The organism is Natrinema versiforme, assembly GCF_005576615.1.
Taxonomy (GTDB): Archaea; Halobacteriota; Halobacteria; order Halobacteriales; family Natrialbaceae; genus Natrinema; species Natrinema versiforme_A.
This window is the reverse complement of record NZ_CP040330.1, coordinates 2,795,760-2,820,476: the sequence shown is the minus strand read 5'-3', so window position 1 is coordinate 2,820,476 and position 24,717 is coordinate 2,795,760. Positions and strand designations below refer to the sequence as shown.

Sequence of the window (24,717 nt, the reverse complement as noted above, 5' to 3'; positions counted from 1 at the left end):
GGAACGGCGCTGCGGAGGGTCCGCGCTAAAACGGCGTTTCGGCCGTCCGGTCGTGGAGATCCACGGTCACCGCGAAGACGGCCCCGAGGACGGTTCCGAACAGCAGGTGGCCGAACAGGCTCCCCGCGGCGGCCGTCGTGAGCGGTTCGGCCCCGCTACCGCCGACCGCGTCCAGCCAGACGGGGAGGACGATGAGGGGGAGGACCGTCCAGACGAGCAGCCCGAAGACGAACCCGGCGGCGGTCGTTCGGAAGACGATCCCGGTTCGGGAGAGCGCATCCGTCTCGACATCGGTTCGAAGGGCACCGAGGATCGGCGGGCGCGTGACCAGCACCCCGAAGACGATTCCGAGGACGACCCCGTGTGCGACGTGGACTGCCCAACCCACGGGGCTGACGGGATCGAGCCCGTAGATCGACGGGATCGCGGCCGAGAGGACGTCCGGGTCGAGCAGCCACATGACGATGCCGAACGCGACCGCACCGATCGCACCGCCGAGCGCGCCGCCGACGAGCCATCCGGTGTTGCCGCTGAGTCCGGTCGTAGCCACGGTGTTGGATTCGCTACTCATCGTGTCATCGATACCACAAACGAGTCCAAAAGTGTTCGTTCCGTCGGTTTTCCGGCATCTCAGGGCTGACGGAACGTCCCGATCCGTGCATTGTAGTGGCTCGCTCGCCAAGCGCTCCCGTGGAGTACGAACTGCTCGAGTGGCCGCCCGACGGCCCCAAACTCCGACTCGATCACGAACGGTTCAGCTACGCCGGGAAGTTCGTCATGACGAACACGGGGAAAGCGGTGGCTCGAGCCGAGGACGGCCGGATCGTCGCGGCCGTCGCGTTCAACGAGGACCGCACCGACGGCGACACGCTGTGGCTGCGTTACGTGACCGTCGACCGCGAGCGCCGCGGCGAGGGGATCGGCCCGCGGCTCTGTCGACTGGTCCGCGATCGGGCCCTCGAGCGCGGCTACGACCGGCTCCGGATCGCCGTCAACAACCCCTTCGCCTACGAGGCGCTCTACCGGACCGGCTTCGCCTACACCGGCGAGACGACGGGCATCGCCGAACTGATCCTCGAGTATCCGAGCCCGGACTCGGACCCGGGGACGGATGCGGACGCAACCCCGGATGCCGACGCGGACTGGACCCCGCGCGAGCGGTATCAGGCGGGACTCGAGGAGTACCGCGCTCGCGACCTCTCGGCGGACGAGGAGGCGTTCCTCGAGTCGCGGCTCGGCAGTGAGCCGCCGGAGACTGGCGGTGAGTGAACGGACGGCGAGGCCGTATCGACGACGGGTCGCGACACAACGGAGTCCCCAGCCGACAACCCTACTGCGGCCCCGCCGAGTGGAGCGCGGCGACCGCGACGGCGTGGACTGTTCCCGCGACGGTCACGCTGACGACGGTCGCCAGCACGGCTCCAACGGGCGACGACGCGAGCCGCGAGACGCCGGTCAGTGCGTATCCGACGGAGCCGAGCCCGACCAATATCACCAGAATCGTGCCGGGACTTGCGACCGCGTACTCGAGGCTCTCGCGTGCGGCCGCGACCAGATCGTCGCCGTCGATCACGATGGCCGCGGGAGCGACGAAGAGCGCGACGAAAACGGGAGCGATCAGGAGTAGCGCCACGAACGCGAGCCCGATGCCGAACCCGGTCCACGCGCCGGCCAGGACTACCGTGCCGAGCGAGACGCCGTCGACGACCGCGACGAACGCGACGAGTCGGGCGACCCGATCGAGCGGCGGGACAACCCCGTTCGTGTCCGCGGCCGCCAGCCAGAGACACCAGGCGAACGCGACCGCCGTCGCGGCGCTGAGCAGCGCCTGCCAGCCGATGAAGGCGACGAGAAACCGGGGTTTCATCCCGGACAGGATCGCGGAACTGATTTCGACCGTCGGCTCGAGCCGCGGGACAAGCGGCAGCGAAAGCTGGACGAGGCCACGGTCGGGGAACGGCGCGAGGCCAACGGGGTACGGCGACGCGAGCCTAGCGACCGTACTTGCGGCACCGAGCGCACCGGCGACGGCGAAGGGGACGAGCAGCGACGGCCGTCCGCGGAGCAGGGCGACCGCGGTCGCGAGAATCGACCCGAGACCGGGACCGGCCCCGAGGCTCGAGACGACCGGCTCCGACCCCGTCTCGCCCCCGTTCACCGCGTCGGAATCGGAGTCGTCAGTCGCCATCGTCACCCAGCCCGTAGAGCATCAGCGTCGTTCCGATGACGATTCGATCGCCGGCGACGACCGCCGGTGTCAGGGCGGCGCGTTCGGTTTCGCCGCCGCCTGAGGTCCCGACCGTTTCCGTGAACGTCCACAGTCGTTCCCCGTCCGCCGTCGCGAGGGCGTGGAGACCCGCACGGCTGGGGACGAGCAGGAGGTCGCCGGCGACCGTCGGCGGTGGGCCCCCTTCCGTCAGGATGCTGCCGGGCGCGTCGTCGATGGTCTCCGTCCACCGAACGCCGCCGTCCGCGCGGTCGATGGCCGCGACGCCGATCGGGTCAGCCCCCTCGTCGGCTTCGATCACGCCGACGTGGTAGACGGTCGTCTCGTCAACGGCGAACCCGACGTGTGCGTCGCGCTCGAGCGGGCGAGTCCAGCCGCGACCTCCCGACGCCGCGTCGAGTTCGCGGATCCGAACCGCCCGGCTCGAGTCCGATTCCGTCCATCCGACGGTGTAGACCGTCCCGTCGCGTGCCGCCATACTGTCGCCGGCCTCGACCCGCCACTCGGGGGTCCGCCCCTCGCCGACGGTCCACTCGAGAGTGCCGTCCGCGAGGTCGAGTCCGACGAGCACCGGTCCGCCGAGGACGCGCCCTTTCACGACGACGGTCCCGGTCGCGGTGTCGACGACGTGGTCGATGGGAACGAGCGAGTACTCGTCGTCGGGGTTGGCGGCCGCGAGTCCGTATCGCCAGCGTTCGCCACCATCGTCGGGCGTGACGGCCGAAACGGTTCCCTGCGGATGGAGGCTAACGACGGTCCCGTCCGCGACGACCGGTGTGCCGGACTGCGCCGCGTCCGCACCGAACCCGCCGGGCGGCGCCGTACTAACGCCCTCGCCGTCGATCCACCAGCGCGCCCGGTCCTCGCCGATCCCCGAGACGGTCTCGGGCCAGCCGTCGGGTTCGGCGGCGTAGCCGGCGACCGCGTTCCCGTACGGGACGAGCAACACGCCGTCCCGGTAGACCGTCGTCGAGGCGAACGCCATCGGGCCGGCACCCCGACCGAAGCCGCCGTAGGTATTGGCGACATCTCCGTCGCCGGTCTCGGCATCGACGACGAACAGCCCGTTTGCGTACTGGCAGTAGACGGTCCCGTTCGCGACGACCGGCGGGAGCCACCCGGACGCGCTGACCGAGCGCGACCAAGCGATCTCGACGCCGTCCCGTGGCAGGTCAGCGTCCGAGACGTACCGCGTTCGGCCCGGATCGCGGCCGTACATTCGCCAGTCGGTCTCGCTCGCGGCGGGCGTCCGGTCCGCGCCGAGACAGCCCGCGCCCGCGCCGAGCAGCGTTCCGACGCCGGCGAGCACTGCCCGACGACCCGGGCTCGAGGCGGTATCCATGCTATCAGTTAGTGTATATTCATTTCATCCCCGGAATAAAACTTCGTATCGACGCCGATCGACTCGGTACGCGGGCGGGTCGAAGCCAACGATTCAAATCCCGGTCCGCCCAAATGGCTGCCAATGGGAAACGCCGCACTTCGGGATATCGCCGTCATCGAGGAGATTCCCTTCGACGACATCGAGGGGACCGTCGCCGTCGACGCGCACAACTGGCTCTACCGCTATCTGACGACGACGGTCAAGTGGACCGACAGCGCGACGTACACGACCGGGGACGGAACCGAGGTCGCCAACCTCGTCGGGATCGTCCAGGGGCTGCCCAAGTTCTTCGAACACGACATCACGCCGGTGATGGTCTTCGACGGCGGCCCCTCCGAACTGAAAGACGACGAGATCGAGTCCCGCCGCGAACAGCGCCGGAGCTACGAGGCGCAACTCGAGACCGCCCGCGAGGAGGGCGACGCGGTCGCCATCGCGCAACTCGAGTCCCGAACGCAGCGGCTGACGCCGACGATCCAGGAGACGAGCCGCGAACTGCTGCGACTGCTTGACGTACCCATCGTCGAAGCGCCGGCGGAGGGCGAGGCCCAGGCCGCCCACATGGTCAAACGGGGCGACGCCGACTACGTGGGGTCGGAAGACTACGACGCCCTCCTCTTTGGCTCCCCGCTGACCCTGCGCCAACTGACGAGCAAGGGCGATCCCGAACTGATGGATCTCGAGGCCAGCCTCGCCCACCACGACCTGACCCTCGAGCAGCTGATCGACGCGGCGATCCTCATCGGGACGGACTTCAACGAGGGCGTTTCCGGAATCGGACCGAAGACGGCGATTTCGGCGATCACCGAACACGGCGACCTCTGGAGCGTCCTCGAGGCGCGTGGCGATCACGTCGAGTACGGCGACCGCGTTCGCCAACTGTTCCGCGATCCCGACGTGACCGACGACTACGAGTTCGACGCGAGCGTCGATCCGGACCTCGAGGCCGCGAGGGCCTACGTCACCGACGAGTGGGGCGTCGACGCCGGCGAGGTCGAACGCGGCTTCGAGCGCATCGAGGAGAGCGTCACGCAGACGGGGCTGGATCGGTGGACGTGACGCCGACGCTCGCGGCCGCTCGGTGCCGGACAGCCGATTGCCGGTAGCGCTGGGAGCCAGCAAAACGGTCGCCGGGCGGCAGACCGAAGTCCGGCAGGGCCATTGCTCCGGTGATGAAACTCTACGAAGTTCAGGAAGCCACGAGTGACTACGAGGGGATCGTCCGAACCGACCGCGACCGGCCGACGCCAGACGACGACGAGGCGCTCGTCAGGATTCACGCGGCCTCGCTCAACTACCGGGATCTGGCGATCGCGAACGATCAACTCGCCTATCCGGGCGCGGCGTTGCCGGTCGTCCCGCTCTCGGACGGTGCCGGCGAGGTCGTCGCGGTCGGCGAGGACGTCGATCGACTTTCGGAAGGCGACCGGGTCGCGACGCCGTTCGCTCCCGACTGGATCGAGGGGGAGGGGACACGAGAGAAAATGGCGCGGACGACGGGCGGGAACGTCGACGGCGCGCTGGCCGAATACGCGACGTTTTCCGCGGAGAGCCTCGCGGTACTTCCCGAGCACTTCTCCTACGAACAGGGCGCGACGCTGTCGTGTGCCGGCTGACCGCGTGGCGTGCCCTCGTCGAGGACGGCGACCTCACCGCCGGCGAGAGCGTCCTCGCGCTCGGAACCGGCGGCGTCTCGACGTTCGCGCTCCAGTTCGCGACGATGCAGGGGGCCGAGGTCATCGTCACCTCCTCGAGCGACGACAAACTCGAGCGCGCTCGCGACCTCGGCGCGTCGCGGACGATCAACTACGAGGCAACTCCGGAGTGGGGCGAGGCCGTCCGAGAGCGGACCGACGGCGGCGTCGATCACGTCATCGAAGTCGGCGGCCCGGGAACGCTCGAGCGGTCCCTCGAGGCCGCGGCGGTCAACGGCCACGTCCATCTCATCGGCGTGCTCGCCGGGCAGGACGGGCAGGTGCATCCAGGACTGATGCTCCAGAAGGCGCTCACCGTCGAGGGCGTGATGGGCGTCGGCAGCCGCGCGATGTTCGACCGGATGAACCGCGCGATGGCCGCGACCGACATGGAACCCGTCATCGACCGCGTCTTCGACTTCGACGAGGTTCGAGAGGCCTACCGCTACGTCGAAGCCGGCGACCATCAGGGGAAGGTCGTCATCTCGCTCGAGTGAGGACGGCTCGATCGCGACGGCGTCCCGCGAGCGGACCGCCGCGGAACGTCTCCGCTCACCGGTCGCGCTGGAACCGCTCCGGGACGAGGTCCCGATAGGCGAACCCCGCCGCGGTTTCGGCGTCGCTGACCGCGGAGAGATACCCCAACCCGACCGTCGTTTTCAGGCCGTTCGCTGCTCGGCCCGTGAGGACGCGGTCGCCGACCGTCGCGACCGCGTCGTCGCCCACGCTGACGACCCAGCCGGGCGACTCGAAGGTGAACGCCTCGAGAGCGGCGTCGACCTCGATCCCGTCGCCGTCCGTAGCGAGGGTGGTGATACTCTCCGCGACCGTCCGCGCTTCCCGCACGGCGGCCTGTGCGCTCGCCGGCACGGGCTCCCCGTCGGCGCCAACCGCGCGGACCGCGTCCCCGAGCGCGAACGTCCGGTCGTCGAGCCGGAGGTCGCTCCGGACCGTCGGCCGCTCGCCCTCGAGCGCGTCCGCGCCCCGAATCCCGCCGGTCCAGACGAACCGGTCGTAGAGGACCCGGTCGCCCGACTCGAGGTGGACGTGCGTCTCGTCGGCTCGCCGGACGGCCGCGTCGGTCCGCACCTCGACCCCCTGCTCCTCGAGTGCGGTCCGAACCGCGCGCTGGAAGGGGTCCGAGAACCCCGGTGCGACGTGCTCGCATTGCTCGAGGACCGTAATCGTCGCGTCGGCCCGTTCCTCGCGAGCGAGCGCCGCGAGTTCTCCCGCGACCTGCACTCCGGAGAGGCCGGCCCCGCCGACGACGAGCCGCGGGTCGTCGCCGCGGAACGTCTCGAGCGCGCCCGACCGAATCCGATTCGCGTGCGAGAGCCGCTTGAGCGGCGTCGAGTGCTCCCGGACGCCCTCGAGCCCGTAGTAGGCGGTCCGCGCGCCCAGACAGATCGCCGCCGCGTCGTAGGAGAGCGCGCCGGTCGAGAGGGACACGACCCGCTCGTCGCGGTCGATTTCCTCGACGCGAGCGACGCGGACGGCGGCCCGCTCGAGCACCTCGGGCAGCGGGACTGTGATCGCCGCGGCCAGTTCCGGCCGGCGGATCACCCGGTGGAGTTCGTGCTGAACGAGGTGGTCCGGCGACCGGTCGACCAGCGTGATGTCGACCGTCTCGGGGAGGTCTTCCTCGAGCAACCGCGTCAGGGTCAGCCCCGCGTAGCCCGCACCGAGAACGACGACGTGCATGGGTAGGCGTAGGGACTCGAGTCGCATAGTGACCGGTGGACGATCGACCCGATCGAAACGATATCTAGAGACCCGGCTCGAGTCGACGATTCGGTCCTACCGAAGCGGGAAAACGAGTGCGAACGACAGCCAGTGCTCGCGGCGCTACAGGGCGGAGAAGACGAGCCACGGCACGACGAACATCGCCAGCGTCAGCACGGCGAGGATCAGTCCGTAGCCGATACCCGTTCCCACGACAGTGAGCCACGTCGGATGGTCGAATTCGCTCAGATCGACAGCCATGTCTCTGTCATCCGGTGACGAACGCATAAACGTACCGGAACGCCGACTCACGGGTTACATCGGCGGAATCGATGGGCCTCGAGCAGCCCGTCGTAACCCGACTACCGGTAGATGTTCTGATACCGCTCGCGGTACTCTCTGAGGGCGAGTCTGGCCTTGCGTCGCGAGGTGAAGCCAAAGCCCACCGCCTCGCACGACTCGTCGTCACACTCCCATCGGAACGTCTCGGACTCGGGATCCCTCGAGACCGAGGCGTCCGTCTCGCACAGCGGACAGGTCCATCCCCACCGCATATCGCCGGCATCGATACTCGGGCGAGTCATACTCTATGCCGGGATTGTACTGTGCACTGAAAAGGCCGCGCCTCGAGTCGTTCATCGCTTATGACGGGGCAGCGATAGCGTTCCGCCTCGCGTGCGAGCCGAGCGCGGTTTTCGGACCGTTTTTACCGAGTGAGCCGCTACGAGCACGCAATGACGAAGATCGTCGTGGTGGACAACCACGGACAGTTCACCCACTTGGAACGCCGAGCGCTTCGCGACCTCGGCGTCGACACGGAACTGATCGACAACGACACGCCGCCAGAAGCCGCCGACGCCGACGGTGTCGTCCTCTCGGGCGGTCCCGACATGGATCGGATCGGCGCGTCGGCCGAGTACCTCGAGGCCGATATCCCGGTCCTCGGCATCTGTCTGGGGATGCAACTGATCGCCGAGGAACTCGGCGGGAGCGTCGGCAGCGGCGACTACGGCGGCTACGCGGACGTCACCGTCGACATCGTCGACGACGACGACCCGCTGACCGGCACCCTGCACCCCGAGACCCGCGTCTGGGCGAGCCACGCCGACGAGGTCACGGAACTGCCGGACGGCTTCGAACTGACCGCGAGAAGCGACGTGTGTGACGTCGAAGCGATGAGCGACACCGACCGCGACCTCTACGGTGTCCAGTGGCACCCCGAGGTCGCCCACACCGAGGAGGGCGACGAGATTTTCGAGAACTTCGTCGCGATCTGCGAATCGCGATAGTCCCGGTCCCGCCACACCGCTATCATACGTGCTCGTGTGGGTTCGGACGATTGCGGCGACCGGCGACCGTCTCATCTGCAAGCCACCTGTTTATTGAAATCAGCGCTGTCGACTCACACGAGCGCCTATGACTATCGACTCAACCGAAGACCTCTTCGTAGACGGACTGAAACACGCGTATTACACCGAACAGCAACTCGTCGAAGCCCTCGACGAACTCGAGCAAACTGCCTCGAGCGAGGAACTCAAGTCGGGCTTCGCCGAGCACCGCGAGGAGACGCAAAATCACGTCGAGCGCATCGAAGACGTGTTCGAGCAACTCGACGCCGACGCGGAGGCCGAGACGGATCCGGTCGTCGACGGGATGATCGAGGCCCACGAGGAGTTCATGGACAAGGATCCCAGTCAGGAGGCCATCGACCGGTTCAACATCGCCGCCGGCCAGAAGTCCGAACACTACGAGATCGCCGTCTACGGGAACCTCATCCCGATGGCGGATCAGCTCGGCATGGACGACGTCGCGGACACCTTAGAGGAGACGCTCCGAGAGGAGCAGGACGAACTCGACAGCCTCTCGGAGATGGGCGAGGAGTTCGATTACGGCGAACTGTCGGTCTCGGAGTGAAAGCAGCCCGGCATTCAGTTTCTTTTTCGCCACCTGAGAGATCGAACACGCACTCGAGCAGCGCGGCTCACCACGGCCCCGATTGACCGTCAGTCTCTTGCCCGTCCGCCGGGATGTGGGTGACGATGACAGTTGACACTATCGGCCGGTTCGAACGCGCACTCGAGGGACTCGAAGTAGAATTCGAGCGCGTCGCGGCCGCCGACGCGAGCGAGCGGATCGACGCGGTCGCCGACGCGCCGGCCGTCGGCGCAGCGCTTCCCTACGAGGGCGTTTCGCTCCCCGAAGCGGTGACGATCGAGCCGACGACCGCCGAACTCGAGGCGGCACGAACGGGCGTCACTCCCGTCGGGTTCGCAATCGCGGAGTACGGCAGCGTCGCCGTGGAGTCGACGGCCGACGGCGCGGAACCGATCGCCCTCTACCCGGATCGTCACGTCGCGGTTGTCCCGGAGAGCGATGTCGTCCCGAATCTCAGCGCCGGTTTCGACCGGCTCGCGGACGGGTTCGACGCGGGCCGGGACAGCGTCGTCTTCGCGACCGGGCGGAGCGCGACGGCGGACATGGGCGACCTCGTCCACGGCGTCCACGGGCCCGGCGAGGTCCACGTGATCGTTCTGGAGGACCGATAGGATGGCCCAACGAACGCGATCCGAGCGGGCCGAGCGGATCCGGCACCTGCTCGAGACCGAGGGGCCGGCGATCCACGCCCAGGCGAGCGCCTCGAACGACCGCCGGAAGGAGACCTACGGCGGAACCGACGACCTCGAGGCACTGCGAACCGACGCGCGGGCGATCAAGGAAGACGCTATCGAGCGACTGCCGGAGTTGATCGAGACGGTCCGGGCGGCCGTCGAAGCCAACGGCGGCACCGTCTACGTGGCGGACGACGCCGCGGACGCGAACGCGTACGTGGCAGACGTGGTCCGGAACGAGGCCGACGCGGCCGATACGGCCGACGCGAGCGGGACGACAGGCGACGCCGACGCGCCGTCGGTCGTCAAATCCAAATCGATGACGACCGAGGAGATCGATCTCAACGAGGGACTCGAGGCCGCGGGGATCGACGTCACCGAGACCGATCTCGGCGAGTGGGTGTTGCAAGTCGCCGACGACACGCCCTCCCACATCGTCGGCCCGGCGATGCACCTCGATCGCGGGCAGATCGCCGACCTGTTCAACGAGCGGTTCGACCCCGACGAGCCGTTCGATACCGCTGAGGAACTCACGCGGTTCGCTCGCGACCATCTCGGCGAGATCATCACCGAGGCCGACGTGGGGATTACGGGTGCGAACTTCGTCGTCGCCGAGAGCGGGACGATCACGCTCATCACGAACGAGGGCAACGCCCGCAAGTGCGCGGTCACGCCCGACACCCACGTCGCGATCGCGGGCGTGGAGAAACTGATCCCGACGCTGTCGGACCTCGAGCCCTTCGTCGACCTGATCGCCAAGAGTGCGACGGGCCAGCCGATCTCGCAGTACGTGACGATGCTGTCCCCGCCGACCGACTCGCCGACGCTGGATTTCGAGTCGCCGGACGAGCCGATCACGGGCGACGGTAACGGAGCGGCCGACGGACCCGGGAACTCGGACCGCGATTTCCACCTCGTCTTGCTGGACAACGGCCGCACGGACATGCGCGAGGACGATCAGCTCCGGGAGACGCTGTACTGCATCCGCTGTGGAGCCTGCTCGAACTCGTGTGCGAACTTCCAGTCGGTCGGCGGCCACGGGTTCGGCGGCGAGACCTATTCGGGCGGCATCGCGACCGGCTGGGAGGCCGGCGTCCACGGACAGGACTCGGCGGCCGAGTTCAACGACCTCTGTACCGGCTGTACGCGCTGCGTCGACGCCTGTCCGGTGAAGATCGACATCCCGTGGATCAACACCGTCGTCCGGGACCGGATCAACCGCAGCGGCGACGCGGAGTCGTACGACTTCCTCGTCGACGGGCTCACGCCCGACGAGGAAGCAGGCGGGATCGACCCCGGAAAACGCTTCTTCGGCAACATCGGCACCGTCGCGAAGGCCGCCAGCGCGACCGCGCCCGTCTCGAACTGGCTCGCCGACGCCGGCCCCGTCCGCGCGGCCCTCGAGCACGCCCTCGGAATCGACCGCCGGCGCGATCTGCCGACGTTCCGGCAGGAATCGCTCGTCGACTGGTTCGAGGAGCGAGGTGGCCCGGACGCCTCGAGCCGACGGGCGGCGCGAGCCGCTCGAGACGGCGGGGCCGAGATCGACCGCGAGGTCGTCCTCTACCCGGACGTCTACACGAACTACGTCGACACAGAGCGCGGGAAAGCCGCGGTCAGGACACTCGAGGCGCTCGGCGTGCCGGTTCGAGTCCCGGACTTGCCCGAGAGCGGGCGTGCGGCGCTCTCACAGGGGATGATCGCGACGGCGGACCGGCAGGCCAGCCGGCTCTTCGCCGCGCTGGCCGAAGACCTCGATGCTGGCCAGGACGTGGTCGTCATCGAGCCGTCCGATCTGGCGGCCATGCACCGCGAGTACGAACGCCTGCTCCCCGAGCAGTCGTTCGATCGGCTCCAGGAGAGCAGCTACGAGATCTGCGAGTACGTCTACGGCCTGCTCGAGAACGGAGCCGAGCCGTCGGCCCTGTCGACCGGCGACGGATCGGAGCCGGTCGCCTACCACTCCCACTGCCAGCAGCGCACGCTCGACCTCGAAGCGCCCACCGTTGCCGTCCTCGAGCGCTGTGGCTACGCGCCCGAGAGCTCCAGCGCTGAGTGTTGCGGTATGGCGGGCTCCTTTGGCTACAAGCAGGAGTACTACGAACTGAGTATGGACGTTGGCGAGCGGTTAGCGACACAGGTCGAGGACGCGGAAACCGTCGTCGCGTCCGGAACGTCGTGTGGCGACCAGCTCGAGGCGCTGCTCGAGCGCGAGGTTCCGCATCCGATCGAGTTGCTCGCACCCGGTCACTCTCGGCGGTAGGGAACGAAACTCGAGCCCGCACAGTTACGGGGGTCGGCTCGGTAGCTAAACTGTCGCAGTAGAATGACTTCGGTGTCCATGCACGACCATCTCCGCCCGACCGATAGCGACTATCCCGACGGAATCTACCGCGTCGTCGGAACGAGCGGGAAGACCGCGACGTTACTCCGCGTGGGGGACCCGGACGGTCGGCGAGTCAACACCGGCGAACTCGAGCGGGTCGCAGAGGCCGAACTCGAGGTGTTCGAACCGGCCGCAAACCCGGACGGAAACCGCCCGTTCGGGGCCGCCGTCGCGTCGAGACTCGAGATGGGATACTGGTCGCTCCGGGCCTTCGGACAGCAACTGGTCGCACGGCCGCTTCCCGCCGCAGTCGCCGGACTGCTCGTCGTCGTGGGCGTCGTCGGCGAACAAATCGATACCTTTCCGGAGCCCGCGCTCAGCGCGTTGATACTCGTCGGTGCCCTCGGGCTCGCAGTCATCGGGAGCGGGCGGTTACGGTAGTGAGACGGTCACTACTCGAGCGGATCGCTCACCAGTACAGGAGTACAGCGAATCGAACGAAACCGCGTGCCTACGCCTCGAACAGTTCATCGACCGCGTGTCGCGCCGCGAGCGCGGCGTCGTCGGCGACCTGTTCGGGGTCGGGATCGGCCTCGTCATCCTCGGGCGCGTTGAGGTAGACGTCGACCTCGAGGACGCCGTCCTCGAAGACGACGGTCACGTCGTAATCGCGCACGTCGGACTGTTTGTACTGTGAGAAGATGACGCCTTCCGCGGCGTCGGCCGCCGTCTGAACGACGGTCTCGTCCGACGGCTCGTCAGTCGGCATTTACGCGCCGCCAGCGCCCGGACCGCCGGGGCCGGCCGGACCGCCGCCCATGCCGCCGCCGCCGAGCATGTCCTCGAGTTCCTCCTGCAGGCTCTCGAATTGGTCCTGGACGCGCTCTTCTTGCTTCTCGAGGGTCTCGAGACGGATCTCGAGCGAGTCGACCTTGTCCTCGAGGTCCTCTTCGGCCTGATCGTAGTCGGTCTCGACGAGGAGTTCGCCGACGTTTCGGTACATCGTCGTTCCCTCGTCGATGTTCTCGAGCTCGTCGAGGGCGTTCTGTGCCTCGGTGAGACCCGATTCGGCTTCCTGTTTCTGGACGGCGACTTCCTGTGCCGTCTCCTGTAGGTCCTGAAGCTGCTCGATTTTCTCCTGTGCCTCGGGCGGCAGGTTTCCTTGCATATCTCGACCGTCGCCCTCCGGACTGATAAAGACCAGCTTTGTCTTCCGGTCGGCGGTCGGCACCGACTGCCGATCGTCCTGCCCTAGTTCGAACCGCGTCCGTCGGTTGCGACCGCGTCGTCGCCGGCCGTCGGCGTCGCGGCGCTGTCGGTTCGGATCACGAGGTAGCCCCCGACGAGGAAAAGCGCGCCCCAGAGCAGGAAGACTGCGTCCCAGAGGACGATCGGGCCGGGACCGGCGGGCCAGACGTGATGCAGCCCGAGCAGGTGGTGATCGACGATCCCCTCGACGAGGTTGAACACGCCCCAGCCCATGATCACCGCGCCGAACAGCGCCCGCCCGGAGTTCGGGACCGAGTGGAACCGCCACGCTCGAGAGAGCAACACGACGCCGATGATCGTGAACACGTACGTCCCGAGGTGAAAGAGCCCGTCGGCCATCACGTTGAGCTCCAGATCGGTCGCGACGCTCGAGTCGGGATAGGACGAGAGCATGTGATGGATCTGGAGAATCTGGTGGAAGACGATTCCGTCGAAGAAGCCGCCCAGACCGAGTCCGAGCGCGAGGCCGGCGATCACCAGCGGCTTGGCGTCCCGCCGCAGTCCGAGCCACGTCCCCTCCCGTTCGGCCATACCGCGAATTCGGAAACGAGGACGAAGACCGCGTTGCCTGCCGGTACAGGGTCGGGTCGATACGGGTCGCTCGAGACGGGATTATCTATGAGGGCGAGAGCCACGGGACGGAGAGCCACGACCTACTGGGACTCGAGAACGGCTGCACCCACGTCGGCGGTCCGTTCCGCGACATCGATCAGCGAAAACCACGTGTTCAGCGCCGCTCGAAGCGCGATTACGTCGTCGGCGTCGATCTCGATGTGAACGCGGGCACCCTCCCGTTCGATGGTCGTCCGCGAGCGCTCGTCGTCGATCTCGCCGATTTCGCGGCCGACGCTCTCGGCGACGAGTTCGGCGCGCGACGCGGTCTCGTAGTCGAACTCGAGGGTCGCATCGTGAGAAGACACGCGCAGTTACTGGACGTCGACTTCCTTGACGTCGCGGCTGCGTTCTTTCAGGAGCACGCGGTGGCCGCAGTAGGGACAGCGGACGCCGCCGTACTCGTCGAGCTGGACGTCGCGTTTACAGCGAGAGCATTTGTAACTCATGCGGGACCTGAATGACGCGTTATTCGTCGTCCTCTGCGAGGGCAGCGCGGATGGAGCGCTGGACGGTGCGGCCGGCGGGGGTCTCCGGGCGGTACGCGCCGCCGGTGAAGACCTCGCCGGTCTCCTCGTTCTTCCAGATGCCGGTGCCGACGCGGGTGACATCGTCGCCGTCGACTTCGGCGTTTTCCATGTCGTCTTCGATCTCGCTGACGCGACGTCGTGCGACGCGGCCGTAGCGGGCGCCGAAGCGGCCAGCGCTACCGACCTGTCCTTTCTTGGCCATAGTAGTCCTCACTATCGCCAGCGGATTCTTAAACCTGTTGAGTCGTGACGGCTCTCGGACGGCACTTCGTCGCTCGGCCCCGATCACGACCCGCCGATTCGCTCGGCGACCGGCCACGCCAGCAGTTCCAGAAAGACGAGCGCGAGCGCGGCGAGATACCCGGCGATCGCAAGCGGCGCGGTAAGCAGTCCCGGGCCGATACTCGGGGCCGCGAGGAGCGTGCGGACCGCGAGACCGCTCATCGCCAGCAACGGGATGAGGGTCAGGACGGCGTCCGGTCGCTCGAGCATGGCTAATTATATCTAATTACGGCTGTCCCGATAAGGCTCGGACAACCAGCAGCAACTGACACTTCCATCGATTCGGCACAATATTTGCCTCGAGAGTCTCCCGACTGCGGAATCGACATCGACGGCTAGCGGTCTGGGACGGCGATACACGACGAGCGACTACTGGAACTCCGCGTCCGCGAGCACGTCGTTGAGATCCTCGCGAATCCGCTCGCCCATTTCGCGGTCGCGAGCGGTCGTCACGACGCGGTTTTCCTGCACGCTCGAGCCGTCCCGCAGGAGCATGCGAACGTTGCCGCCGTCGTCGGCGCGGGTCACCTTCGCGCGCATGCCGGATTGGGAGCCCTTGCCGCCGGCGTCGATGGGGCCCGGAATCACCTTCTTGACGTGGGGGTGATCCGCGACGGTGTGAATGGCCCGCATTCCCGTCCGGCCGCCGATGAGCGTCGAGTGACTGCCGCTGATCTTCTCGGCCGGCGGCGTCTCGACCACGTCGAGCGCGCGGTTCCCGCGGCGCTCGAGGACCGCCGCGACGGGCTCGTCGTCGTCGACGCGGTAGAACGGGTGGTGAACGTCCTCGCGAACGGCGCGGATCACCGCTCGCACGCCGCCGGCGTAGACCTCATCCGGGCGTTTCCGCCGGATTTCGTCGCCGATCAGCCCCGCGAAGTTCCGGAGTTCGATCGGCTCGTTCTCGCCGTCCTCCGGCGTCGTCGTGATCGTCGTCTCCCCGAGAACCTGTTCGTCGGCGTCTCGCTCGCCCGGCTCGTCGGGCTCGCCGGCGAGCATCGTGATGGTCGCCCTGTCGCGCGCCGCCTCGAGGACGATCGCCTCGGTGTTGGCCTCCCGACAGACCAGACAGAAGTCACCGGGTTTCTCGAGCGGCGATGCGCAGTGACGACACTCCATATCGAGGCATCGGGCGACACAGGTAAAACAGGCCTGTTTTCGACGGCGGCGGGATTCGGCTGCGTTTCACCGGACGAACGGACCGGAATCCGGCGATTCCGGGAGCAAAGTCGAACGGACGCTGGGGCCGAGCTACGGCCCGCTCCCGCTCACGGTCGTCTCGTCGCTCCCGACGTTTCCGTCCGCGTCGATAGCGGTGACGACGATTCGATACACCGCGAGTTGTTCGCTCCCTCGAGCGCGCAGCGTCCGGGTCACGGTCTCGCTGTCACCGCCGAGAGCCGCCGTCGCCGCGTCGATAGCCTCGCCCGTCTCGGGGTCTCGGAGTTCGAACTCGGCCCGCTCGAGGCTGTTTCCATTAGTAGGGTTCTCGAGAGAACCGCGTTCGAGATGGTCAGCAACTACAGAATGTCGGTGAGAACGGTCCGAACCGGCTCCGTGTCGACGACCTCGTAGGGCACTCTGAGCGGCGAGACCGACACCTGCTCCTCGAGCAGCGCGTGCCGGTCGGTGTCGTCGGGGTCGGGAATGTCCCGGTTCGCCATCTGCTGCCAGAGCCGGTTGGTCAGCTGAAACCGGCCGTTCTCGAACGTCGCGTCCATCTCGTAGACGTCGGTCGGCCGAGTCAGTTCGACGCCATTGGGCTTGCAGTCCGGCCGCGGCACGTTGACGTTCAGGTAGTCCACGCGGTCGAACAGCCCGGTTCCGGGCGCGCCGTCAACCAACGTCGCGGCGATCTCGCCCGCGCGTTCGAAGTCCGCCGGCTCGAGGTCGCCGTCGTGGCCGAGCGTGTCCATCGAGACGGCGATCGACGGGGTGCCGAGGAAGGCCGCCTCCATGGCGGCGCTGACGGTCCCCGATCGGGAGAACACGTAGGTCCCGAGGTTCGCCCCCGAGTTACAGCCCGAGACGACGATATCGGGGGCCGGCTCGAGGGCCTTGACCCCGACGATGGCGCAGTCACAGGGGGTGCCGTCGACGGCGTAGCCGAGGTCGTGGTCTGTGTGCGGGACCAGCGAGGTAAACGAGTCGGCCTCGAGATCCAGCGAGCGGTCGTCGTCGGCCGACCGCGTCCGGCCGTAGGACAGCGACCGGCCGACCGCGCTCCGGTTCCGGTCGGGCGCGACGACCGTGACCGTGCCGACCGCCGAGAGCGCGTCGTGTAATGCTCGGATGCCGGGCGCGTCGATTCCGTCGTCGTTCGTCAGGAGAATGTGGGGGTCCGAATCCAGTTCCATTGCCTGTTCGTCCGGTGGCGGGCGAGCTACGTATCAGTTCGGTCCCCCGCGGGTTCGGTCCCGACTGTCCGCGGGCTCCGTGACAGTTCGGTTTACGTACTCGTCGCTCCTACGGGATGCATGATCGGATTCGACTACTGGCCACGGATTGCCTCGCTGCTCGCACAGACTGACCCCGGCGTCAACGTCGATATCGGGACGACGAACGGACTTCTCGGCGGCGCGATCGGCGCGTTCCTGTCCACGCTGGTCGTCGGCGCGATTTTGGTCGCCGTTGCCCCCGAGTTCACCGAGCGGATGATGGGGGACGTGCTCGAGGACCCGGTCGGAACCTTCGCGTACGGGATCATCTCGCTGCTCGCGTTCGGGTTAGTGATACTGCTCCTGGCCATCACGATCATCGGCATCCTGCTCGCAGTGCCGCTCATCGTCGTCGCGTATCTGGTGTGGGCGATCGGCGGCGCGATCGCCTACCTCGCCATCGCCGACCGACTGGTCGGTCGCAACGACGGCTGGTTGAAGCCGCTGCTGGTTGCTGCCTGTCTCAGCGGGGCGCTCGCGGTGACCGGAATCGGCGGCCTCCTCGCGGTCTGTATCGGAGCCACCGGCTTCGGTGCGATACTCCGAACCTTCTTCTGAGAAGGACGACTCAAGGCGGCAGTCAGTGCAGGCGCGCCGAAACGCGGTCGATCACCGGGCTGTGTGAGACGCCCATCGCCCGGTACATCCGCCCCTGAACGACGATCTGGACAAACAGCCCGCACGAGAGGATCGTCGGATACCAGATCGTCGGGAGTCCGCTCAGGCGAACCCAGAACGCGCTGGCGACGCCGACGACGGTGATCGCGATCGAACTGAGGAGATGGACTCTCGAGAGCAGCGGTGCGCGCGCTCGCTGCGTGTCGGTGTAGAGCCGCTGTTCGAAGAGGCCCAGTAGCCCCTGTACGACGTATAGCGCCGACAGGAATAGCGAGTAGGACTCGAACATAGGTCCCAAAACACCTGATAGTTACTTAACAATACTGGTCGGGCCGTCACCACGGTAGGTACCGTCGCAGACGAGCCACTAGCGATCGCTGGCGGCGGACCCGAAGCGTACTTCCGTCGACCTCGAACGCCGCCTCGGTCGCGGCGATTTGTTCGCCGTCCGGAAGCTGGTAGTACTGCTCGCCGGCCGGGACCGTTCCGCCGCTGCTCGCGCCGAACAGCGACTTCGATCGGCCCGTCAACTCCGGCGCGGGCCCGTCGTACTCGATCTCGTACACCGTCTCCCCGTCCTCGGTCGTCTTCCGCCAGTCGACGATCTCGCGGTCTCCGTGGGTCCCGATCATACGTGGGGAAGTTCCCGATTCGGCGCGTGGTGAGTCGCGGTGTCCATTCGTCGCGTCGATACTCGTGACAACGACCTAAAGATTGTGTCATGTCGCCGCTCGCGTCGGTGCTGGTCGCCGGGAACTGGCGTCAGTCCCATTGCTCTCAGCCGAGGTCGACCGGATCGACCTTCAGGTACTCCCGCAGGACGACCGTCGCGTACGACCCCTTCGGCAGCGCGAACTCGAGGGTCAGCGGCTCCGTCTCGAGGGCCAGATCCGTCCGGAGGAGCACGGCTCGCCGGGTACCGGTCGAATTGAACTCGCCGGGAAGATCGAAGTCCGCGGGCTCGAGGCCGAGGTCGTCGAGAACGCTGCGCTCGATTTCGCCCTGCTCGCCGTCGGCGAGTTCGGTCTCGGTGCCGACCAGCGGCGCGGTGACGAACGCCCGGCCGCGCTCGCAGTGGCGGGTCACCGAGTCGACCCGGCGCTCGTCGACCCGCTGGAGCCGATCGGTGTCGGGCAGTGCGAGCCCGTCGGGAGCGTCGGTGTCCGAGAAACAGACCACGTCGCCCGCGACGGGGCGGTCGAAGGGGAGCCCGCGCTCGAGGCGCTCGGAAAGCATCAGGTTGAACGCGTAGGACTGGGCTGCGTGGACGAACAGCCGCTGGAGGTTCGAGGGCACCCGCTCGAGGGCCGCTCTGAACTGCTCGGGACCCGGCTCGCCGTCGTACTCGGCGAGGGCGTGGATCATCGAGCGCTCGTAGCGCAGTCGGTGTGGCACCCGCTCGAGGGCTTCCTGCCAGTCTCTCGTCTCCTCGACGAAGGCTCTGGCTTCCTGCGTTCCCTCGGGTTCCGCGTCCGTCGGATTCCCGAGGTAGGCCATCACCGCGCCCTCCCAGTCGTCGCGGGCGATCGCGAGGCCTACTTTATGGGTCACCGGCCGGCGGCTCCCGAAGCGCTGCTGGCCGAAGAAGTTGGGGACGCCGATCGAGACCGCTCTCTCGTCGTCGGAATCGCCGTTCGACGCCCCGCCACCGCCGCTCTCGAGCCCGCCGAACGCGCGCAGTTCGTCGGTGATCGCCGCGGCGTTTTCCGGCCGTTCGGGGTCGGTGACGACGAGTTCGAACGCGTTGCCCGCGAGGTCGCCGAACTCGAGGTTCCGCCCCGCGCGGCCCAGAACCTCGAGATCGACGCCGTCGATTTCCGGCAGGTCCGCGGGATCGGCTCCGTAGACCGAAAACAGCTGGGTGGTCACGGCATACTTGTCCTTCGTGCCGGCCCAGTTGACCCGCTCTCTCGAGAGGCCGAGCGCGTCCGAGAGCCGCGAGGCGAAATCGTTGGTGTCCCACCCTCGCAGCGTCGCCCGGAAGACGAGGTGGGGGTAGGCGTCCGTCGGCGCGTCGACGGGTTCGGTGTCGAAGCGCTCGAGTTCGCGCACCCGGAAGTCCGCGTCGTCCTCGCGCAGGCGACCGCCGACGCCGTCGGTCTCGCTGACGTAGTGGTCCATGCCGACGGCCTGCTCCGTAGGGTGGGCTGAGCGCATACTGATGGGCGGCGATTCGAGTGCCGGGCGTAAATCGGTTCGTTCTCGCGGCGGAGAATCGTTCGCTGTCGATTCGTCTCGGCCCCGCAGTCAGTCCGTCCGCGGAATCGACCACGCACCGATTACGAACGCGACGACAGCGAGGACGGCGAGGATTCCGAGATTCGCGATCGCGGGATCGACGCCGGCGACAGCGGGCGTCCCCGCGTCGGCGTCGGTCGCGGCCCGCACGCCCCGCGCGAAGTAGGTCAGCGGCGAGAGGTTCACCAGCGGCTCGAACCAGCCGGGCAGTTGGGACAGCGAGATGAACGTCTCCGAGAGGAAGAGCAGCGGGAGGCCGATCGCGTTGCTGGCGGCGACCGCGCCGTCTTGGGAGTCGGTGAAGCTGCCGAGCATCGCGCCGACGCTACAGAAGCAGACGACGCCGACGAGGATGTACGGCACCAGCAACGGCGAGAACGCGATCTCAGCGCCGGTCAGCACGATCACCAATCCGAGGATGAGCAGGCTCGCCAGTCCGATGATGACGGCGTTGACGACGATCTGGGCGAGCAGCCACTCGCCGCGGGAAAGCGGCGTCGTCGCGAGCTTCTCGAAGCGACTGCCCTCGCGGTGGCGCGCGACCTCGCTGCCCATCCGCGACAGGGGCGTAAAGAGGACGACGACGGCGAGATAGCCCGGCACGTAGTACGCCGCCGGCTCCGTGAACAGCCCCTCTCCGGTCGGATCGGTGCGAATGAGCGCCCCGAAGATGACGATCAGGATTACCGGGAAGAAGAAGGTGAAAAAGACCGCCGTCCGCCGGCGGACGAACGACCGCCACCCGGCGCTCGTCTCGGCCCCGACACGGCCCATCCGACTCATGCCGTCTCACCCGCACGTGCGAGATCGGAGTCGTCGGCTCCGCGCTCGCCCTCGAGACGATCAGTCCGCTCGCGTTCCGCCGTATCGGCCAGGGAGAGATAGACATCCTCGAGGTCGGGTTCGGCCCACGAGAGTTCGGTGTACTCGATGTCCCGCGCCTCGAGGTAGTCGACCACCGCGCCGATCGCGGCGGGATCGATGTCGCGGACGACGACCGCCTTCTCCGGATTGCGGCCCCGGCCGCGGTCCGGGCGTTCGACCGGGTACTCGAGGTCGGCGAAGGCGTCCAAATCGGCGGCCGTTTCGACCGTGAGCCGGCTCGAGCCGCCGTGGTCGCGGACGAGCGCCTCGGGCGTTCCCTGCGCGACGAGGCGGCCGTCGGCGAGCAGGCCGACGCGGTCGGCGAGGCGTTCGGCCTCGGCCATGTCGTGGGTGGTCAGGACGACGGTCGTCCCGGCGTCGGCGAGGTCCTCGATCAGCCGCCAGACGGTGCGGCGACCGGCGGGGTCGATGCCGGTCGTCGGCTCGTCGAGGAAGAGCAGGTCGGGGTCGTTGACCAGCGTGGAGCCGACGCAGGCCCGACGCTGCTGGCCGCCCGAGAGATCCTCGTACCACGTCTCGCCGGCGTCGACGAGGCCGACATCCGCGAGGACGTCGTCGGGGTCCCGCGCGTCGTCGTAGAGGCCCGCGTAATAGGCCAGCAGTTCGCGCGCGCTGAGCCGGGCGGGCGGCGAGAACTCCTGTGGCAACACGCCGAGCCGGTCGCGGTCGACGGCCGACGGCGTCTCGCCGAGAATTCGTGCCGTTCCGTCGTCCGGGTCGGTCGTTCCCGTCAGCGCGCGGACGAGCGTCGTCTTGCCGGCCCCGTTCGGGCCGATCAGCGCGAAGACCTCGCCGGCCTCGACGGACAGCGACGCCCCCGCGAGCGCCGTCGTCTCGCCGTAGCGCTTCTCGAGATCCGTCGCGTCGACTACGGCTTCCATACGGAGCGGTTCCCGCGCATCGCGGGTAAGGGGTTCGATTCTCGCAAGGACTCACGGACGGTGTCGTCCACGTTCGAATACGGATATCGCTCACGGCGTCGCCGTTCGCATCGCGGTTCTCACTCACTTCGTTCGTTCCGAACCGCGCACCTCCGAACCGCGCCCGCGCTCTTGCCCTCGCAGGCTCAACCGTTACCGGTCAGTTCGTGGTAGCGAGCCGAGAATGGTCAAACTCGGATACACCCTCTCGAGCGAGGAGTTCGGTCCGCAGGAACTGGTCGATATCGCCCGCAAGGCGGAGGACGCCGGCTTCGACTTCCTCTCGATTTCGGATCACTTCCATCCGTGGGTCTCCGCGCAGGGCGAGTCGCCGTTCGTCTGGTCGACGCTGGGCGGGATCGCGACCGCGACCGACGAGATCGAGGTCGGCGTCGGCGTCACCTGCCCGACGATCCGGATCCATCCGGTCAACGTCGCCCACGCGGTCGCCACCGTCGACGAGATGCTCGGCGATCGCTTCACGTTCGGCGTCGGCACCGGCGAGAACCTGAACGAGCACGTCACCGGCGAGCGCTGGCCCGAACACGACGTTCGCCTCGAGATGTTGGACGAGGCGATGGACGTGATGCGGTCGCTCTGGACCGGCGAGACGACGAGCCACCACGGCGAGTACTACACGGTCGAGAACGCGCGGCTCTATACGGTTCCCGACGAGCAGCCGACGACGATCGGGAGCGCGTTCGGCCCGCAGACGGCCCAGTGGGTCGCCGAGACCGCCGACGGGCTCTGGTGTTCCGGCCCCAAATCGGAGCCGGTCGAGGCCTACGAGGAGGCCGGCGGCGAGGGGCCGAAGTACACCCAACTCCACGGCTGCTACGCAGACAGCGAGGAGGAGGCGATCGAGACGATCTACGAGCAGTGGCCAAACGGCTCGATTTCGGGCGAACTCGGGCAGGAACTCCCGACGCCGGCCCACTTCGAACAGGCCGCCCAGATGGTCGAGAAAGAGGACATCGCCGAGGCCGGCACGGCCACCGAGCCGGACCCACAGGCCCACATCGACAGCATCGAGCAGGCAATCGACGCCGGCTACGATCACGTCTACTTCCACCAGATCGGCGAGGAACAGGAGAAGGCGATCGAGTTCTACGAGGAGGAGGTACTGCCGTCGTTCTAGTGAGCGTTTTCCTGTTCGAACCCAAACACGGAGACGTGACCGGACTCGAGGAGTACTACGGCACCCTGACCGACGAGACAGCGACCGAACTCGAGCGGATCATTTCGGAACGACGAGAGGACCGCTCGCGGTCCCATCGCGTCCGCGTTCGACGAATCGTCACCGCGCTCGAGTGACCGACGCTCGCTCGCCGCTTCCCCATCCGTTTTGCACCCTGCGGACGAACCTGTGCCCATGGAGTACACCACGCTCGGCGATACGGGTACGACAGTCTCGAAACTTTGCTTCGGCACGTGGCGCTTCGGAAAGGAGAGCGACGGCACCGTCGAAACTGACCGCGAGGAGGCCCACGAACTGCTCGACACCGCCTGGGATCGCGGCATCAACTTCATCGACACCGCGAACGTCTACGGCGATCCGAACGGCACCAGCGAGAAGTGGATCGGCGAGTGGCTCGAGGACCGCGATATCCACCGCGAGGACGTCGTCCTCGCCTCGAAGGTCTACTTCCCGTTCGACGGTCGCGGCGAACCCGGACCGAACGACTCCGGGCTCGGGCGCAAGCACATCCGCGCCCAGATCGAGGGCACCTTAGAGCGGCTCGGAACCGACTACCTCGACCTGTACTACATCCACCGCTGGGACGAGACCACGCCGATCCGGGAGACCATGCAGACGCTGACCGAACTCGTCCGGGAGGGGAAGGTCCACTATCTGGGGGCCTCGAGCATGGCCGCCTGGAAGCTCACCAAGGCGCTGTGGACGAGCGACGCCGAGGGCCTCGAGCGCTTCGACGTGACTCAGCCGATGTTCAACGCGGCCGATACGGACGACGTGGGCGATTACCTCGACGTCTGTGCCGATCAGGACATCGCCGTCTGTCCGTACTCGCCGCTGGCCGGCGGCTTCCTCACCGGAAAGTACGAGCGGGCCGACGACGGGACCGTCATCGCACCCGACGGCGCCCGCGGCAGCCTCACCGACCTGTTCGAGGACCGCTACACGAGCGACACCGCGTGGGACGTCCTCGAGGCCGTTGAGACCGTTGCCGACGAAATCGATGCCACACCCGCACAGGTCTCGCTGCGCTGGCTGATGGAGCAAGACCGGGTTACCTGCGTGCCGATCGTCGGCGCGCGGACGACCGACCAACTCGAAGAGAACGTCGGCGCGGTCGACCTCGAGTTGAGCGACGAGCAGTTCGAGCGGATCGACGCCGCTCGCGGGGCAGACGACGGCGGCTATCGCTGACTCAGGATCGTCGTGGCTCGACTCCGTTTCGGTACCCGAAGCGAGGGTCACAGCGAGTACCAATAACGTATATTCGATTACATTTATCTGACAGTCGAACGTTTCCGCCACTATGCAACGCGCCCGTCGACACACCCTCATCGCTCTCTTGCTCGGAGGCGGAATCGGGGCCGGGATCTACTGGCTCAGCGGATACGCCAGCCTCGCGCTCGTAGCCGGGCTGTGCTGGGCCTGCGGGCTCGGACTCACCTTCCGCATCGGCCGTCTGTATCCAGCATACGCCACGGGCGAAACGTGGGCCGATAAGCGGTGGACGGGGCTCAGCATCGGACTCGTTACCCTCGCCGCTCTCACGGGGGTGAGTCCGGCGCTCCCGGTTTCCGAGGAGCTACGGCTCGGACTCGGGTTCCTCGTCACGGGTGCCGGCGTAGTCGCGTACGCCGCGGGGACGATCGCCGTGCTAGAACGGGTCGAAGACTCATCGACCGGCGCTTCCTCGAACGCCCGCACGTCGTATTCGGCGGACGACGACTGACGCCGCAGTGTCAGAGACGACATTCCGGTCCGAACCGAT

33 protein-coding genes and 1 pseudogene are annotated in these 24,717 nt (G+C 67.5%); 13 read left to right on the top strand and 21 right to left on the bottom strand.

Translation table 11 applies throughout. From position 1 onward, the window contains the following. Nucleotides 1–25 precede the first annotated feature (25 nt). Nucleotides 26–571: a hypothetical protein gene (locus FEJ81_RS13860; RefSeq protein ID WP_138245845.1), complete on the bottom strand. Its 546-nt coding sequence runs from the start codon at nucleotides 569–571 to the stop codon at nucleotides 26–28. Between the two features lie 119 nt (nucleotides 572–690). On the opposite strand from FEJ81_RS13860, the gene FEJ81_RS13855 reads away from it, so the two are divergent. Continuing rightward, entirely contained in the window at nucleotides 691–1,269 is a 579-nt protein-coding gene (locus FEJ81_RS13855) for a GNAT family N-acetyltransferase (RefSeq protein ID WP_138245844.1), read from the top strand. A 61-nt stretch (nucleotides 1,270–1,330) separates the two neighbouring features. Here FEJ81_RS13855 and FEJ81_RS13850 read toward each other — a convergent pair whose 3' ends face one another. Together FEJ81_RS13850 and FEJ81_RS13845 are read right to left on the bottom strand one after the other, a co-directional pair. Further along, nucleotides 1,331–2,188, bottom strand: a complete 858-nt coding sequence (locus FEJ81_RS13850) for a hypothetical protein (RefSeq protein WP_138245843.1) — start codon at nucleotides 2,186–2,188, stop codon at nucleotides 1,331–1,333. Continuing rightward, nucleotides 2,178–3,569 carry an outer membrane protein assembly factor BamB family protein gene (locus tag FEJ81_RS13845; protein WP_138245842.1) on the bottom strand — a complete coding sequence of 464 codons (1,392 nt, stop codon included), beginning with the start codon at nucleotides 3,567–3,569 and terminating at the stop codon, nucleotides 2,178–2,180. The genes FEJ81_RS13850 and FEJ81_RS13845 overlap by 11 nt, the downstream gene beginning before the upstream one ends. 123 nt (nucleotides 3,570–3,692) lie before the next feature. Between FEJ81_RS13845 and fen the strand changes: the two genes are divergently transcribed. Further along, entirely contained in the window at nucleotides 3,693–4,670 is a 978-nt protein-coding gene (gene fen / locus FEJ81_RS13840; protein WP_138245841.1) for a flap endonuclease-1, read from the top strand. 113 nt (nucleotides 4,671–4,783) lie between these two features. Next, nucleotides 4,784–5,802: pseudogene (locus FEJ81_RS24415) on the top strand (zinc-dependent alcohol dehydrogenase family protein). A 55-nt stretch (nucleotides 5,803–5,857) separates the two neighbouring features. On the opposite strand, the gene FEJ81_RS13830 reads toward FEJ81_RS24415, so the two are convergent. From FEJ81_RS13830 to FEJ81_RS13825, 3 genes are all read right to left on the bottom strand, one after another. Beyond that, nucleotides 5,858–7,006 (bottom strand): NAD(P)/FAD-dependent oxidoreductase, encoded by a 1,149-nt coding sequence (locus FEJ81_RS13830; RefSeq protein ID WP_138245840.1) that lies wholly within the window; start codon nucleotides 7,004–7,006, stop codon nucleotides 5,858–5,860. Nucleotides 7,007–7,150: 144 nt separating this feature from the next. After that, on the bottom strand, nucleotides 7,151–7,288 hold the full coding sequence (locus tag FEJ81_RS23260; RefSeq protein ID WP_175416427.1) for a hypothetical protein: 138 nt from the start codon (nucleotides 7,286–7,288) through the stop codon (nucleotides 7,151–7,153). Between the two features lie 101 nt (nucleotides 7,289–7,389). Further along, on the bottom strand, nucleotides 7,390–7,611 hold the full coding sequence (locus FEJ81_RS13825) for a hypothetical protein (RefSeq protein ID WP_138245839.1): 222 nt from the start codon (nucleotides 7,609–7,611) through the stop codon (nucleotides 7,390–7,392). A 150-nt stretch (nucleotides 7,612–7,761) separates the two neighbouring features. Here FEJ81_RS13825 and FEJ81_RS13820 point away from each other — a divergent pair, with 150 nt between their 5' ends. The 5 genes from FEJ81_RS13820 (at nucleotide 7,762) to FEJ81_RS13800 (ending at nucleotide 12,403) form a co-directional block, all read left to right on the top strand. Next, a complete protein-coding gene (locus FEJ81_RS13820; protein WP_138245838.1) occupies nucleotides 7,762–8,316 on the top strand; it encodes a GMP synthase subunit A in 555 nt (184 codons plus the stop codon). Between the two features lie 127 nt (nucleotides 8,317–8,443). After that, nucleotides 8,444–8,941: a YciE/YciF ferroxidase family protein gene (locus FEJ81_RS13815; protein ID WP_138245837.1), complete on the top strand. Its 498-nt coding sequence runs from the start codon at nucleotides 8,444–8,446 to the stop codon at nucleotides 8,939–8,941. A gap of 125 nt (nucleotides 8,942–9,066) precedes the next feature. Beyond that, nucleotides 9,067–9,573 (top strand): LUD domain-containing protein, encoded by a 507-nt coding sequence (locus FEJ81_RS13810; protein WP_138245836.1) that lies wholly within the window; start codon nucleotides 9,067–9,069, stop codon nucleotides 9,571–9,573. A gap of 1 nt (nucleotide 9,574) precedes the next feature. Further along, nucleotides 9,575–11,899, top strand: a complete 2,325-nt coding sequence (locus tag FEJ81_RS13805; protein ID WP_138245835.1) for an LUD domain-containing protein — start codon at nucleotides 9,575–9,577, stop codon at nucleotides 11,897–11,899. A gap of 78 nt (nucleotides 11,900–11,977) precedes the next feature. Further along, on the top strand, nucleotides 11,978–12,403 hold the full coding sequence (locus FEJ81_RS13800; RefSeq protein ID WP_138245834.1) for a hypothetical protein: 426 nt from the start codon (nucleotides 11,978–11,980) through the stop codon (nucleotides 12,401–12,403). Nucleotides 12,404–12,473: 70 nt separating this feature from the next. Here the strand turns inward: FEJ81_RS13800 and FEJ81_RS13795 are convergent, their stop codons facing one another. From FEJ81_RS13795 to surE, 10 genes are all read right to left on the bottom strand, one after another. Next, nucleotides 12,474–12,731, bottom strand: coding sequence for a DUF3194 domain-containing protein (locus tag FEJ81_RS13795; protein WP_138245833.1), 258 nt, complete (start codon nucleotides 12,729–12,731; stop codon nucleotides 12,474–12,476). Continuing rightward, nucleotides 12,732–13,130 (bottom strand): prefoldin subunit beta, encoded by a 399-nt coding sequence (locus FEJ81_RS13790; protein WP_138245832.1) that lies wholly within the window; start codon nucleotides 13,128–13,130, stop codon nucleotides 12,732–12,734. Nucleotides 13,131–13,213: 83 nt separating this feature from the next. Then, nucleotides 13,214–13,762 (bottom strand): DUF2243 domain-containing protein, encoded by a 549-nt coding sequence (locus FEJ81_RS13785; RefSeq protein ID WP_138245831.1) that lies wholly within the window; start codon nucleotides 13,760–13,762, stop codon nucleotides 13,214–13,216. A 122-nt stretch (nucleotides 13,763–13,884) separates the two neighbouring features. After that, nucleotides 13,885–14,151 (bottom strand): KEOPS complex subunit Pcc1, encoded by a 267-nt coding sequence (locus FEJ81_RS13780; RefSeq protein WP_138245830.1) that lies wholly within the window; start codon nucleotides 14,149–14,151, stop codon nucleotides 13,885–13,887. Nucleotides 14,152–14,157: 6 nt separating this feature from the next. Next, entirely contained in the window at nucleotides 14,158–14,292 is a 135-nt protein-coding gene (locus FEJ81_RS13775) for a DNA-directed RNA polymerase subunit P (protein ID WP_006181151.1), read from the bottom strand. Nucleotides 14,293–14,311: 19 nt separating this feature from the next. Continuing rightward, complete coding sequence (locus FEJ81_RS13770; RefSeq protein WP_006429482.1) at nucleotides 14,312–14,575, bottom strand: eL43 family ribosomal protein; 264 nt, start codon at nucleotides 14,573–14,575, stop codon at nucleotides 14,312–14,314. A gap of 83 nt (nucleotides 14,576–14,658) precedes the next feature. Continuing rightward, nucleotides 14,659–14,865 (bottom strand): hypothetical protein, encoded by a 207-nt coding sequence (locus FEJ81_RS13765; protein ID WP_138245829.1) that lies wholly within the window; start codon nucleotides 14,863–14,865, stop codon nucleotides 14,659–14,661. Between the two features lie 159 nt (nucleotides 14,866–15,024). Next, entirely contained in the window at nucleotides 15,025–15,774 is a 750-nt protein-coding gene (locus tag FEJ81_RS13760; RefSeq protein WP_138245828.1) for a DUF2103 domain-containing protein, read from the bottom strand. A gap of 132 nt (nucleotides 15,775–15,906) precedes the next feature. Continuing rightward, nucleotides 15,907–16,032 carry a hypothetical protein gene (locus tag FEJ81_RS24220; protein ID WP_267877912.1) on the bottom strand — a complete coding sequence of 42 codons (126 nt, stop codon included), beginning with the start codon at nucleotides 16,030–16,032 and terminating at the stop codon, nucleotides 15,907–15,909. Nucleotides 16,033–16,175: 143 nt separating this feature from the next. Then, a complete protein-coding gene (gene surE / locus FEJ81_RS13755; protein ID WP_138245827.1) occupies nucleotides 16,176–17,012 on the bottom strand; it encodes a 5'/3'-nucleotidase SurE in 837 nt (278 codons plus the stop codon). Nucleotides 17,013–17,132: 120 nt separating this feature from the next. Between surE and FEJ81_RS13750 the strand changes: the two genes are divergently transcribed. Next, complete coding sequence (locus FEJ81_RS13750; RefSeq protein WP_138245826.1) at nucleotides 17,133–17,651, top strand: hypothetical protein; 519 nt, start codon at nucleotides 17,133–17,135, stop codon at nucleotides 17,649–17,651. A 22-nt stretch (nucleotides 17,652–17,673) separates the two neighbouring features. On the opposite strand, the gene FEJ81_RS13745 is transcribed toward FEJ81_RS13750, so the two are convergent. From FEJ81_RS13745 to FEJ81_RS13725, 5 genes are all read right to left on the bottom strand, one after another. Beyond that, nucleotides 17,674–18,000, bottom strand: coding sequence for a hypothetical protein (locus FEJ81_RS13745; protein WP_138245825.1), 327 nt, complete (start codon nucleotides 17,998–18,000; stop codon nucleotides 17,674–17,676). 46 nt (nucleotides 18,001–18,046) lie between these two features. Further along, the gene (locus FEJ81_RS13740) at nucleotides 18,047–18,343 is read right to left on the bottom strand and encodes a hypothetical protein (RefSeq protein ID WP_138245824.1); all 297 of its coding nucleotides are present in this window, start codon (nucleotides 18,341–18,343) and stop codon (nucleotides 18,047–18,049) included. Nucleotides 18,344–18,488: 145 nt separating this feature from the next. Beyond that, nucleotides 18,489–19,868 carry a tRNA pseudouridine(13) synthase TruD gene (truD, locus tag FEJ81_RS13735; protein ID WP_138245823.1) on the bottom strand — a complete coding sequence of 460 codons (1,380 nt, stop codon included), beginning with the start codon at nucleotides 19,866–19,868 and terminating at the stop codon, nucleotides 18,489–18,491. Between the two features lie 90 nt (nucleotides 19,869–19,958). Further along, a complete protein-coding gene (locus FEJ81_RS13730; protein ID WP_138245822.1) occupies nucleotides 19,959–20,732 on the bottom strand; it encodes an ABC transporter permease in 774 nt (257 codons plus the stop codon). Further along, nucleotides 20,729–21,715, bottom strand: a complete 987-nt coding sequence (locus tag FEJ81_RS13725; RefSeq protein ID WP_138245821.1) for an ABC transporter ATP-binding protein — start codon at nucleotides 21,713–21,715, stop codon at nucleotides 20,729–20,731. The genes FEJ81_RS13730 and FEJ81_RS13725 overlap by 4 nt, the downstream gene beginning before the upstream one ends. A gap of 223 nt (nucleotides 21,716–21,938) precedes the next feature. On the opposite strand from FEJ81_RS13725, the gene FEJ81_RS13720 reads away from it, so the two are divergent. From FEJ81_RS13720 to FEJ81_RS13710, 4 genes are all read left to right on the top strand, one after another. After that, on the top strand, nucleotides 21,939–22,892 hold the full coding sequence (locus FEJ81_RS13720; protein WP_138245820.1) for a TIGR03557 family F420-dependent LLM class oxidoreductase: 954 nt from the start codon (nucleotides 21,939–21,941) through the stop codon (nucleotides 22,890–22,892). Beyond that, nucleotides 22,892–23,068, top strand: coding sequence for a hypothetical protein (locus FEJ81_RS23255; RefSeq protein ID WP_175416425.1), 177 nt, complete (start codon nucleotides 22,892–22,894; stop codon nucleotides 23,066–23,068). Before FEJ81_RS13720 ends, FEJ81_RS23255 begins: the two co-directional genes overlap by 1 nt. A gap of 58 nt (nucleotides 23,069–23,126) precedes the next feature. After that, nucleotides 23,127–24,143: an aldo/keto reductase gene (locus FEJ81_RS13715; RefSeq protein ID WP_138245819.1), complete on the top strand. Its 1,017-nt coding sequence runs from the start codon at nucleotides 23,127–23,129 to the stop codon at nucleotides 24,141–24,143. Nucleotides 24,144–24,255: 112 nt separating this feature from the next. Beyond that, nucleotides 24,256–24,678, top strand: coding sequence for a sterol desaturase (locus FEJ81_RS13710; RefSeq protein ID WP_138245818.1), 423 nt, complete (start codon nucleotides 24,256–24,258; stop codon nucleotides 24,676–24,678). Nucleotides 24,679–24,717 lie beyond the last annotated feature (39 nt).